This window comes from Baekduia sp., assembly GCF_035318805.1.
Classification (GTDB): domain Bacteria; phylum Actinomycetota; class Thermoleophilia; order Solirubrobacterales; family Solirubrobacteraceae; genus Baekduia.
The window spans coordinates 29,117-41,032 of sequence record NZ_DATHDY010000102.1; the positions used below are offsets into that span (position 1 = coordinate 29,117).

At 69.8% G+C, this 11,916-nt stretch carries 10 protein-coding genes and 1 pseudogene; 4 read left to right on the plus strand and 7 right to left on the minus strand.

The window, feature by feature from the left end; all coding sequences use genetic code 11:
- Positions 1-2: 2 nt before the first annotated feature.
- The gene (locus VK501_RS21895; protein WP_324341207.1) at positions 3-1,763 is read left to right on the plus strand and encodes a hypothetical protein; all 1,761 of its coding nucleotides are present in this window, start codon (positions 3-5) and stop codon (positions 1,761-1,763) included.
- Positions 1,764-2,098: 335 nt separating this feature from the next.
- Here VK501_RS21895 and VK501_RS21900 read toward each other — a convergent pair whose 3' ends face one another.
- From VK501_RS21900 to VK501_RS21915, 4 genes are all read right to left on the minus strand, one after another.
- Positions 2,099-2,377 (minus strand): hypothetical protein, encoded by a 279-nt coding sequence (locus tag VK501_RS21900; protein WP_324341209.1) that lies wholly within the window; start codon positions 2,375-2,377, stop codon positions 2,099-2,101.
- 372 nt (positions 2,378-2,749) lie between these two features.
- Positions 2,750-3,202, minus strand: coding sequence for a MarR family winged helix-turn-helix transcriptional regulator (locus VK501_RS21905; RefSeq protein WP_324341211.1), 453 nt, complete (start codon positions 3,200-3,202; stop codon positions 2,750-2,752).
- Positions 3,203-3,214: 12 nt separating this feature from the next.
- On the minus strand, positions 3,215-4,654 hold the full coding sequence (locus tag VK501_RS21910; protein ID WP_324341213.1) for an MFS transporter: 1,440 nt from the start codon (positions 4,652-4,654) through the stop codon (positions 3,215-3,217).
- 247 nt (positions 4,655-4,901) lie between these two features.
- Positions 4,902-6,179, minus strand: a complete 1,278-nt coding sequence (locus tag VK501_RS21915; RefSeq protein ID WP_324341215.1) for an NADH:flavin oxidoreductase/NADH oxidase family protein — start codon at positions 6,177-6,179, stop codon at positions 4,902-4,904.
- Positions 6,180-6,264: 85 nt separating this feature from the next.
- Here VK501_RS21915 and VK501_RS21920 point away from each other — a divergent pair, with 85 nt between their 5' ends.
- Together VK501_RS21920 and VK501_RS21925 are read left to right on the plus strand one after the other, a co-directional pair.
- Positions 6,265-6,861 (plus strand): TetR/AcrR family transcriptional regulator, encoded by a 597-nt coding sequence (locus VK501_RS21920; protein ID WP_324341217.1) that lies wholly within the window; start codon positions 6,265-6,267, stop codon positions 6,859-6,861.
- Between the two features lie 206 nt (positions 6,862-7,067).
- On the plus strand, positions 7,068-7,712 hold the full coding sequence (locus tag VK501_RS21925; RefSeq protein WP_349261051.1) for a DNA alkylation repair protein: 645 nt from the start codon (positions 7,068-7,070) through the stop codon (positions 7,710-7,712).
- A 496-nt stretch (positions 7,713-8,208) separates the two neighbouring features.
- Here the strand turns inward: VK501_RS21925 and VK501_RS21930 are convergent, their stop codons facing one another.
- From VK501_RS21930 to VK501_RS21940, 3 genes and pseudogenes are all read right to left on the minus strand, one after another.
- The gene (locus VK501_RS21930; RefSeq protein ID WP_324341221.1) at positions 8,209-9,735 is read right to left on the minus strand and encodes a hypothetical protein; all 1,527 of its coding nucleotides are present in this window, start codon (positions 9,733-9,735) and stop codon (positions 8,209-8,211) included.
- A gap of 379 nt (positions 9,736-10,114) precedes the next feature.
- Positions 10,115-10,498 carry a hypothetical protein gene (locus VK501_RS21935; protein ID WP_324341223.1) on the minus strand — a complete coding sequence of 128 codons (384 nt, stop codon included), beginning with the start codon at positions 10,496-10,498 and terminating at the stop codon, positions 10,115-10,117.
- Positions 10,499-10,618: 120 nt separating this feature from the next.
- Positions 10,619-10,804, minus strand: a pseudogene (locus VK501_RS21940) (IS256 family transposase); the annotation flags it as partial.
- A gap of 78 nt (positions 10,805-10,882) precedes the next feature.
- On the opposite strand from VK501_RS21940, the gene VK501_RS21945 reads away from it, so the two are divergent.
- Entirely contained in the window at positions 10,883-11,446 is a 564-nt protein-coding gene (locus VK501_RS21945; protein ID WP_324341225.1) for a dihydrofolate reductase family protein, read from the plus strand.
- Positions 11,447-11,916 lie beyond the last annotated feature (470 nt).

The following is an 11,916-nucleotide window of genomic DNA, read 5'->3' on the forward strand; positions in this document are numbered from 1 at the left end:
CGGTGCCCGTGCGGACGCGCTACACGTTCTTCGACGTCGGGGCTAGCGCCAGCAGGGTCCGGGTGGAGCGGCGCTTCGGCTTCTCTGCCGCCTCCATGGACTACACGTCGACCAACCTGCGCGCGTACGTGCCCCATCTGCCGGCGTCGTTCAGCCAGATCCTGCACCCGAGCGCGGCGGGCACGGCGCCGCCCATGACCCGCCAGCCGTGCTCGGGGTGCTCGACGATCGACTGGGACGGGACGTGGTTCGCGGTCAACGACCCCGTCGGGAACTCCGGCGTGGTCGTGCTGCGCGACCCGGCCTCGTCGCTGCCGGCGCGCCTGAGCCTTGACGAAGACTCCCACGGCGGGGTCGCCGCGGCGGCCGACCTGGCCAAGCCGGCAGGCGGCTGGAAGGCGCCCGTGACCGAGACGGAGTGGCTGTGCTTCTACGACGCCGGCACGTGGCCGCTCGGCCAGCGTGCGTCCGGCACGCTGCCTGCGGGCTGCACGATCCAGGCCGTGCCGATCAGCACCGTCGCGCCCACCATCGGCGGCACGGCGAGGGTCGGCGGCGAGCTCGTCGCCACCGGCGGCTCGTTCGACTACGCCACCGACGCGCGCTCGTTCCAGTGGCTGCGGTGCTCCGGTGCGGCCTGCGCGACGATCGCCGGGGCGACGGCGGACCGCTACACGGCGAGGGCGGGTGACGAGGGGGCGACGCTGCGGGTCGACGTGACCGCCACCGCACCGGGCGGAGAGACAGACACCGCGTCGGCGACCAGCGGCGTCGTGGCCCCGGGTCCGCCCACGATCACGGCGGTGCCGACGATCAGCGGCGAGGTCCGCCAGGACGAGGTCGTCACCGCCTCCACCGGGACGTGGTCAGGCGCGCCGACCTCGTTCGCGTACCAGTGGTTGGACTGCTCGGTGACCGACGCGACGAACTGCTCGCCCGTCGCGGGCGCGACCGCTCCGACCTACCGCCTGGCGCGCGACGACGCCGGGTCGGCGATGCGCGTGCGGGTGACGGCGACCAACGGTGTGGGTTCGTCGGTGCCCGCGGACTCGGCGCCGACGGGGGCCGTGCTGCCCATGGTGATCCGTGCCGCCCTGCAGCCGAGTCCGGCCACTTCGTGCACGGGACTGCGCGTCGCGCTCGACGCCGGCGGCTCCAAGACGCCCGACGGGCCGATCGTCCGCTACCGGTTCGAGTCCCAGGAGCTTCCCATCGGGGTCATCTTTGGCGCCCTGCTCGGCGGGTCGACGTACGTCGAGGACTACTTCAAGACCGCTCCGAGGACGGTCCTCTACGACGGCTCCAATCCCGCGCCGGCCATCACGTTCAACTGGAACCGGCAGCTGGCGGCGGCCGAGGTCAAGCTCCTCGCGTCCTCCAAGCTGAAGGTCGGCGACTACGTGCGCGACGGGGTGCGCATCACGGTCACGGTGACCGACAAGGCCGGCAGGAGCGCGACCAAGCTCGGCTTCGTGACGTTCGCCCAGACGTACTCGTCCCAATCCCGCGCGGGCTGCCCCAGGTCGTTGATCGAGCGGGTTCGGTCGTTCGCGGGCATCGCGCTGCACCCCACGGCGACCACGACCACGGTCACCACGGAGATCCCGTGCAAGGGCCTGGTCAACTGCGCGCTGTCGTACAAGATCTCCGCGCTCGTCCCCCGGACGGCCATCGGGCGGCGAAGGCGAAGCAGACCACGATCGCCACGAGCGGGCTCGTCGCGATTCCCGCCGGTCAGAAGAAGAAGGTCAAGACGAAACTGACCAGCGCCGGTCGCAGGCTCCTGCGCAAGCGCACCAAGGCCACCCTCGCGATCACCAGCGTGACGCCGAGCGGCAAGCGCGTGACCCAGAAGCTCAAGGTGACGCTGGGCGGCAAGAAGCGGTAGCGCGTCGTCGGGCGGGACCGCGAGCACGGCGCCGCACCTCGCCTTCGGTCCCCGGGGGTTGGGTCACGTGGTCCACCAATCGGCGACCGCCGGGCGGCCTTCGCCTCGGCGGCGCTACGTCCGCGATCAGGACGAGGGGGCGACCAGGCGCTGGGAGACGATCGCGGCAGGCGTTCGAGTGCACATCACATCTCTCCGTGGCCGCGCCGCTTACGGCGAGCCGATGACGTTGCCGCTGCCGACCGGGGGGTCGCTGGACACCACGACTGCAGTCCCGCCGTTGAAGACGTCTCCGACGACGGTCGGTCCGATGGCCACCTGTGGTGTCAACCCGCCGAAGCCAGCGGCCGGCCACGAGAAGGCCGGAAGGCTCGGAACGGGCACCAGGGCGGGGGCGCCGCTCGCGCCGGCCGCCGGGATGAGAACGCCGGCCGCGGCCACCACCGTCACCACCGTCACCGGCGCAAGGCGCTTCAGACTCAACCTCATCGACTTGGTCCTCCCTTTTCCGGACGGGCCGGTCAGGGCTCGCCCGCAGTGTGGCGCGGCGCCGGTGCGGCACGCAGCGCAGGCTGAACAGCGCCCAAGTGTGGGAGCCGCACCCGGCTCGTTGACCTGTCCCCGGGACCTGTTGCCGCTGGCCGCAGTGCCCGCGAGCGGGGTGCGAGCGTGCCCAGGGCCGGCGCTTACCGGGTCGAGCCGGTGAGCAAGATCCAGTCGCGCATCGCGGGCTGGGCCTCGGTCGTCGGCGTGCACGCGGTAGGCGGCAAGCTGATCGAGATCAAGACCGGCCCGTCGGCCTCCGGGATCAGCGTGTTCGTTGCTGGCTCGCGGTTGCCGGCGCTGGTCCCCTGTCGCGGTCTATTTCTGCGGCGCGATCCTCGTAAGCACGCGCCGGAGAGCGTTGAGATCGTCTGCGCCGAGCGCGCTGAGGGCCTCGGGTGGTGTGCCGAGAATCTCGTTGGCGCGCTTGGCGAGGTTCTTGCCCTTGCGTGTGGCCTCGACCATCTTGGCTCGCCGGTCCGTCGGATGAGGCTGCCGGCGAACGAGCCCCTGCCGCTCGAGGTCATCAACCAGCACCGTGGCGTTGGGACGGTCGATTTCGAGGGCCGCGGCCAGCTCGCCCATCGACATCGGCTGGTCGGCAACGCGCCGCACCGCTCGTGTGCGCGAGAAGCTCAGCCCGACAGCTTCAGCAACCTGCCGCCGCCGCTGGTGGTCGAGGACCAGATCAGACATCAGCGTCCAGACCTCGCGTGAGAGGTCTGACGCCGTGTCTTGGCGCGAGCCGTTGTCCTTGCGGTCCTCGGTCATGTCGCCTCCAGCCTAAGCGGCGAGGGCCTCGGGATTGAGCTCGACCGCAGTGCGCCGTGCCGACTTGGTGGCCCGGCTGCCCGTCGCCAGCAGCCCGAGTACGAGCACGATCGCGCCCGAGGTCGTAAGGGTCCACCACGCGGGATGGGTGGCCGACGAGAGTCCGGCGCCGTTGGAACCCGCGGCGCTGGAGGCCACGATCGCGCCGACGATCGCCACGCCGATGGCCTGGCCGAACTGTCGTGATGTGGTGGCGATGGCCGCAGCGACGCCGGCCTGCTCGCGGGGCATGCCGGATACGGCAGCGTTGGTGATGGGCGCGTTGACGAAGCCGAAGCCGATTCCGAAGAGCACGTAGGCGGCGATGAGCCAGGCGAACGGGGTGTCTGGTCCGATGTCGACGAGCATGGAACAGGACACCAACAAGGCGATGCCGGCGATGACGAGCGGCTTGCGCGGCCCGCTGCGGCCGACCATGCGACCCGAGATCGGCGACAGGATGACCGTCATCAGGGCGATGGGCACGATGGTGATGCCGGCCTCGACCGGGGACAGTCCGCGTGCGTCCTGCAGGTAGAGCGTGTTGAGGAAGAGGAAGCCGCCGAAGGAGGCGAAGGCGGCCACCGAGAGCGCGATCGAGGACGAGAACGGGATCGAGCGGAAGAAGCGGAGGTCGATGAGCGGCTCCTTCCGGCGCGGCTCGTAGCGCAGCAGGCCCAGCAGTGCGATGGCGGCGGCGCCGAGGGCCACCAGGATCATCGACGAGGTCCAGCCGGCGTTTGGCGCCTCGATGATCCCGTAGGTGACCGAGGCGAGAAGGACGATGACCAGAACCTGGCCGACCGGGTCGAACCGACGCGGCTTCGGTGCCTTGGACTCAGGAACGAAGCGGAGGGTCAGCATGATGGCGGCCAGGCCGAGTGGGATGTTCATCAGGAAGATCCACTGCCAGCCGACCGAGGAGACGAGCGCGCCGCCGAGGACGGGCCCGAGCGCCATCGAAGCCCCGAAGACGGCCCCCCAGACTCCGACTGCTTGAGCTCGCTCGCGCGAGTCGGTGAAGGTGTTGGTGATGATCGACATGGCGACTGGATTGAGCATCGAGGCGCCGACGCCCTGAAGGACTCGGAAGACGACAAGGAGCTCGACGGTTGGCGCAAGGCTGCACAGCAGCGATGCCACCGAGAACACGCTGAGGCCGAGGACGAGCGTCCGCCTGCGCCCCAGCCGGTCGGCCATCGAGCCGGAGAACAGCAACAGGCTGGCCATGACGACGGTGTAGGCGCTGACGGTCCACTGCAACCAGGAGAGGCTTGCGTCCATCTGCTCGCCGATCGACGGCAGGGCGACGTTCACGGCGGTGATGTCAAGCCCGACCATGAAGAGGGTCATCGAGCAGATCCGCAGGACGTTGATGCGGCTCTTGCGACTGAGCTGGGAGCTGGCAGCCATCGGTGGCTCCTCGCGATTCGATCCTTGCGCATTCATAATAGTTATGAATCTATCACGACCTGATGGAACCGCAAGCCAGGATCGAACGAGCCGATCGGGACTCCCTGTGCGGGACGGCGCCGCACAAGGAGGCGTTCATGATCGCCCTCCTGGTCCGTGGGGCTTGGCCGGGCGGAAGGGCTGAGGCCGCCTGGTCAGCGCTCGCTTGCCGATGATGGCGACGCGGACGTGCGGACAGATCTGGGATTCATCGCCGTGTCTCCGAGGTCGGGAGCCTGTGATCGAGGTGCGGGCGCTTCTGCAGCCACTCGCGGTAGCGGCGCAGCGCACGCCGTTGCGCGCGCTGGTCGCACACCAGGGCGTGGACCGGGTGGGTTCTGCCGGTGGGGTTCTTGCCCCGCGTGATGCGGCGCATCTGGTGGCGGACGAGCGCCATGGATGCCGCTGAGGCCAGCGTCTTGTCCGACCAGGTGACCGGCTTCAGCCGCACGGCTGCCTCGAGCCCGTTCCGCCAGCGGTTCGCAAGATCCGGCGTCGCCGCGATCGCGGTGCCCATGCCGACAAGCGCGACGCCGCTCGCGAGCACCGCCTCGGCGGTCTCGCGGCGGACGATCCCGCCGGTCAGCATCAGCGGCAACGGGCTCGTCCTGGCCAGGTCGCCGGCGAGCTCCAGGAAGTACGCCTCGCGCGCCGCGCTGCGACCGTCCGTGGGGCGGCCGGCCATCGCCGGGCTCTCGTAGCTGCCGCCGGAGAGCTCGACGAGGTCGACGTCGAGCGGGTCGAGCATCGCGATCACGCGCGCCGCGTCGTCGACGTCGAACCCGCCGCGCTGGAAGTCGGCGGAGTTGAGCTTGACCGCGACGGCGAACGATGACGAGACGACCGTGCGGATCGCGCGGACGACGTCGAGCAGGAGCCGTGCGCGATTCTCCAACGATCCGCCCCACTCATCGCTGCGGTTGTTCACCAGCGGCGAGAGGAACTGCGAGAGCAGGTAGCCGTGCGCGGCGTGGACCTCGACACCGTCGAACCCCGCCTGCTCGGCCAGCTGCGCGGTCGTTGCGAACCGCTCCACGGTCGCGCGGATCTGCTCCTCAGTCATCGCCACCGGCCGGCCGAACCGCTTGCTGTGCCTTCCCAGGTCGACCGCTACCGCCGATGGCCCCCACACCACCCCCGGCATCGCGGCCTGCACCTGCCGGCCGGGGTGGCTGATCTGCATCCAAATCGCGGCGCCGTCCGCCTTCCCGGCCTGCGCCCAGCGGGAGAACTGTTCGAGCGGCGCGTGCTCGTCGAGCACGACCCCGCGCGGCCCGGTCAACGCCTCGGCGTGCACCATGACGTTGCCGGTGATCAGCAGGCCCGCGCCGCCGGCGCCCCAGCGGCGGTAGAGCGAGATCAGTCGCTCGGCGGGGAGTTGAGAGCTCCCGGCCATGCCTTCCTCCATCGCCGCCTTGGCGATCCGGTTGTGCAGGGCGCCCCCCGATGGCAGCACCAATGGGGAGAACAGCTCGGTCGACGTCAAGAGCACCCGCCTCACACTCGCTTACGAAGTTAACGGTGCTCACATTAGACGCACGGAGTGAACGCTGTCAACATCTATGTGAGCGATGTCCACGGCGAAGGCGACCTACCACCACGGAGATCTCCGGGCGGCATTGCTCCGCGCGGCCAAGGAGCTGCTCGAAGAGGGCGGCGAGACGGCGCTGTCGCTGCGCGCGGTGGCGCGCCGTGCCGGCGTGTCGCCGGCCGCGCCCTATCGCCACTACGCGGACCGCGAGGCGCTCGTCTCAGCGGTCGCGGCGGTCGGTTACCAGGAGCTGGCTGGACGCCTGGCGGCGGTGCACCCTGCGCCCGCGACGGCCGAGCAGCTCGCGGGGGTCGCCGTCGCCTACGTGCGGTTCGCCCTCGAGCGGCCCGCCCTGTTCCGGATCATGTTCGGCGAGCCGTGCGACCGCGACAACGACGAGCGCGTCGTCGCCACCGCCGCGGTCTCGCTCTACGTGCGGGGGATCGTCGAGCGAGCGTTCCCCCAGGCCGACGCCGACGCACTGGCCACAGCCGTCTGGGCGCTGGTCCACGGGCTGGCGTTCCTGCACCTCGACGGCAAGCTCGATGCCAGCAGCCCGGAGGTGGTCGCCGACCGGGTCGCCTCGGCCATCCAAGCGGTCCTGGCGGCGACCGATCCCGGCGTTCGAGGTCGTTGACGTAGGAGGAGTCGTCGGAGCCGAGGTGCGGCGCGTCGTTTCGGGCAAGGCAGGGGATTCGCCGTTCTCGGCACCGGAGCTCCTGACGACGGAAGGCCCCCTACGAGGAAAGCACGGTCAAGCAGGTGATCAGCAAGCGCATAGGCTGAATCCCACACGCTATGGACAGGAGGCTGAAGGTGGCCGAGACGACGTTGGTCGAGGTGATGACCGAGCTGGCCGCGCTCGAGGACCCGAAGACACGCGCGGTGAACGAGAAACACGGTGACGATCACGGTGTGAACCTCAGCAAGCTGCGCGCGCTCGCGAAGCGGCTGAAGACGCAGCAGGAACTCGCGCGCCAGCTCTGGGAGACGGATGACACCGCGGCGAGACTGCTGGCGATCCTGATCTGCCGCCCGAAGGCGTTCGAGCGTGACGAGTTGGACGTCATGTTGCGCGAGGCGCGCACCCCCAAGGTGCACGACTGGCTGGTGAACTACGTGGTGAAGAAGGACCCGCACTCCGAAGAGCTGCGCATGGCCTGGTCCGCCGATCCGGATCCAGTGGTCGCGAGTGCCGGCTGGGCGCTGACCACCGAACGCGTGGCGAAGAAGCCCGAGGGCCTCGACCTTGCAGGACTGCTCGACGTCATCGAGGCGGCGATGAGAGACGCCCCGGATCGCCTGCAGTGGGCGATGAATCACTGCCTGGCTCAGATCGGGATCGAGCACGCCGAGCATCGCGCCCGTGCAATCGACATCGGTGAGCGCCTGGAGGTGCTCAAGGACTACCCGACTCCCCCGAACTGCACGTCTCCGTTCGCACCCATCTGGATCACCGAGATGGTGCGCCGACAGCACGATACGTAGGAAGGTTCGCGCTCACGCTCGTGCCGCTACTTTCTCAGAAGCGCGGCACCCGATACGAACCGGCCGTGAGGGGCCTGGAGTCCAGTGACTTCCGTCGGAGACGAGGGCAGGCGACAAGAAGCGCCAGGCCGTGGAGTGCGGCATCAACCGGCTCGCGCCAAGACGCTCGGCCTCCGCCATCCTCGACGTCGCGGTCGACCACGAGATCCTGAGGGCGAACCCGGCCCGAGGTCGTCGCCGGCGGCTCAAGGCGGTCCGGCCTCGACGGCCGTTCCTCGAAGCCGACGAGGTGCAGTCGCTCCTCGCGGCGGCCGAGCAGCTCGACCGCGACAGAGTGCGACCGAGCGCGAAGGCGATGTGGGTCAAGCGACAACCAGCAGGAGATGCCTCCATGGACGCTGCGGCCGCTATCCGTCCGACGATGACGACGTGGTCATCGCAGCCTCGCGTCGGCCCTAGCCGCTGCGGGCCGACGCGGAGTCGCGGATCGGCGAGTTCATGGGAGGTGCTGCCCGTCCAGCCGGCAGAGCCAGCCTCGAACGGCGAGCACCCAGGCCCGGACGGTCTGGGCGGGTGTCTGCGCCGAGCGCGGAAGCAGCGCGACTCGGCGGTAGGTGCCGAAGAAGTCGGTAAAGACGAGAGCCTCGTCGACGCCGCCGGAGCCGTCGGCCTTGATCTGGCGCAGTGGCGCCGCCGAGCCGTCGGCCCGCACGCCGTAGGCCGTGAAGTCGCCGCGGGGCGGCAGGCCTCGCGCGGCGAAGTCCAGGAGGTCGAGGCCGTCGCCCGCCCGCACGGTGACCGTCGCCGCCCCGACGGCGCCGCGGATCGGTACGTCGAACGTCTGGACGCGGTGATGCAGCCCTTGGCGACCCAGCCCACTGCGCCCGTCTCCATGCGGCACGGCCCCGGCGACGTACACGAGCGCCTGCGGGTCCTGGCCGACGTGCAGCGTGGCGATGATCGTGTCGGTCGCGGTGTCGATGACGTCGACGCCGTCGGACTTCTGCAGTGCGATGTAGATCCGCGAGTTGTCCGGGCTCGGCCAGATGCCGTGCGGCGCCGTGCCGCTGTTGTGGATGCGCTTGACGAGTCGGGGATGAGCGCCGCCGCGGCGGTAGACCAGCGTCTGGTTCAGGCCCCCGACCGTCACGTAGGCGTACAGGCCGTCGGGCTTGGAGACAAAGTTGGGGTGGTTGGTGCGTGGCCCGGTGCTCAGCACCGCCATTGTCCGGAAGCGGCGCGCGTCGACGACCGAGGTCTTGCCGTCGAACGGATGACCGAGCCACAGCTCCCGCCCATCGGGTGAGATCGCCTCATCGGAGGACCGGGGAGCGACTCCGCGGATGCGGTGGATGACTCGGCGGTCTCGCACGCGGATGACCGTGACCTCGGAGGCGCGGACGTGGTTGACATAGGCCAACCGGCCGCCGGGGCTGAACACGACCTTCGACGGGCCGTCGGCGGTGGGGATCCTCGCGAGGAGGCGCCCAGTCCGGACGCTCAGGACCGACACGTGGGACTCCCCGCGTACGGCGACCCACAGCGTCCGGCCGTCGCGGGACACGAAGCCCTCGTGCGGGGCGCGGCCGACGTAACTGGTCGCGCGCGCGAGGCGGTTATCAGCGGTGCGGACCAGTTGCGCCGCGCCGGACGTGATGCTGATGACGTCCAGCAGCCGGCCGTTCGGCGAGAAACCCAACCCGTGCACGTTGACCTGGCTGCGGTCCAGCGGTCCGAGGACCTGGTCCAGCCGCGGCTGGCCGAGTGCCTTCGTCCCCAGCACCCGGTTGGTGGAGGGGTCGATCACCGACACCGTATTGGAGGTCTGGTCGGCGGTGTACACGCGATCGCGCGACGAGATCGGCTGCGCGTGCGCACTCAGCAGCGCCGGCGCCTGGACGATCGGGGCAGCGTGGACCGGGGACGACCCCGCCAGCGACGCCACCGCTCCGGCCAGGCCGATCGCGCCGGCCCGCGCGCGACGCGGACGCGGGAGAGGACGCAGATGCGGGCGCCGTTGCACGGCGAGACGGTCGCGGCGACGGCCGACCTCGGTGATTGCGATGACCGATGGCTCTGGCCCGATGGCCGATCACCCGAGCCGTTGGCGGCTCGACAGGTTGCTCGAGGTTCGCGAGTACGCCGGCGTGAGCTGCTCGCTCGGGCGAGGGCCGGGATCGCCGATACGCCTCTCGCATGACCCGAGTTTCGGCCAAAGCAGGGGATTTGCTGTTCTCGGCGCCGGACCCTGAACGACGGAAGGCCCCGCCAAGCAGGGCCTTCCAGGATGGGCGCGGCGGGTTTCGAACCTGCGACCTCTCGCGTGTGAAGGGAGGGCAAACGGCTGCGCTCCGCTGCGTTCTGCCGCTCAAGCCCGGAACGAAGCGGATTCCGAGTTCGTCTCACACTGGCCTGCTGCGCTCTGCTGCGGTCGGTCGTTTCCAAACCTGTTTCCAAGATCGGGCCGGCATGGGTCGCGACTCGACCGCACCGATCCAGCGGCGGACTTCGCCGGTGGGTCCGCCCAGCGCCACCCGCAGAACCGTCTGGCCGGTGACCCAGTTGTTGCCGGCCATGCCGTCGAGCTGGATGACCGCAGCAACAACGCGGTAGTCAGGCAGGGGGTCACCGCCCTCGTAGCCGTCCAGCTCGCGCGCTGCCCAATCGCGCAAGGTCTCGGAGCCGCTGCGCCCGCCCAGCGCTACGCACTTGCGCAGCGCGGTCGCTACGGAGGCGTTCTCATCGAGCGCATCGCGTTCGATCTGATCAAGCAGGCTGTCGGCCACCATCACATTCTGGCGTGCTGACCGGCGCACGACCCTGGCAGCCTCAGTCAAGTCGCGTTTGGTGGTGTAGCTCGGTTTCGTGATCCGTGAGCGGTTCGTGGTCCGAGCACGCGCGGGTCGTCAGGCGGCGAGCTGCACCGGCACCGTCTCCGGAGTGGTCGCGGTCCGCGTCAGGACCAAGCGCATCGAGGTCTCCGAGAGGTACCGGCGGCCGACCGACCATTCCTCGTGTTGCTCGAGCAGCACCATGCCGGCGAGGCGGAGCAGCGCCGCGTCGTTGGGGTAGATCCCGACGCAACCGGCCCTCGGTGTGGCCTGACCGATGATTTTTCCGCGCTCTGCTGGTCTGTACGCCGAGATACCGACTCACGAAAGGCTGACGCTATGCGGAAACTGACCTTTGGCATGAACCTGACCCTGGACGGTTACATCGCCGCCCCCGGCGACGACCTCGGCTGGAGCGTGCCGTGCGATGAGCTGTTCCAGTGGTGGTCCGACCGGGTGGCGGCGACGGGCCTGGCGCTGTATGGGCGCAAACTGTGGGAGACGATGAGCTCCCACTGGCCGACCGCCGACCGGCAGCCTGGCGCCACACCGGCGCAGATCGAGTTCGCCCGCCGCTGGCGGGACATGCCGAAGGTGGTGTTTTCCTCGGCGACCAGCGCGGTCGACTGGAACGCCCGACTGGTCACAGACGACGCTGTTCCAGAGATCGCCCGGCTCAAGACTGAGGATGGCGGTCCCATGGACATCGCCGGTGCCACCCTCGCCGCGGCGGCCATGCGGGCCGGGCTGATCGACGAGTACGCGATCGTCACCCACCCGGTCCTGGTGGGCGGCGGCACGCCGTTCTTCACGGCCCTGGACAACTGGGTGAACCTGAACCTGGTGGAGACCCGGACGTTTCCCGACGGCGTGCTCCTGACCAGGTACGAGACCAGGCGCTGAATACCCGACCTCGGATCGGCGCGGGCTCGGGCCACCCAAGGATCTCGTGGCCGTTAGGGGATCGCCTTACGGGACACCGCTGCCGCTCTTCCACCGGATGTGGGCGTCCCGGAACGCTCCCCGAAGGTTGTCGCTCGGGGACGACCAACGGAAGCGCCAGTTGGCCGGACCCGTGGAGCCCGGTGCATAGGCACCATGTCGGCGCGTGCGAACTCCCGATCGACGCGAGCCCGAGCACCGTCGCTGCCGCAATGAGGCAGAAGCAGGAGCGCGATCAAGCCGCAAGGTCGCTGCCGCAATGGACGAGCAGCGGTAGCGGGCGCCGGACAGACGCATTGCCCGGCGCCTACGACCACGCCGGGCCGCCACTCACCAACTCGGCGCTCAGCCAACTCCGGCAGCTTCAAGCGCTTCCGGCCACGAGGCGAAGTACTCGATCCGGACCATTCTCTCGCCGCGGAATGTGACGA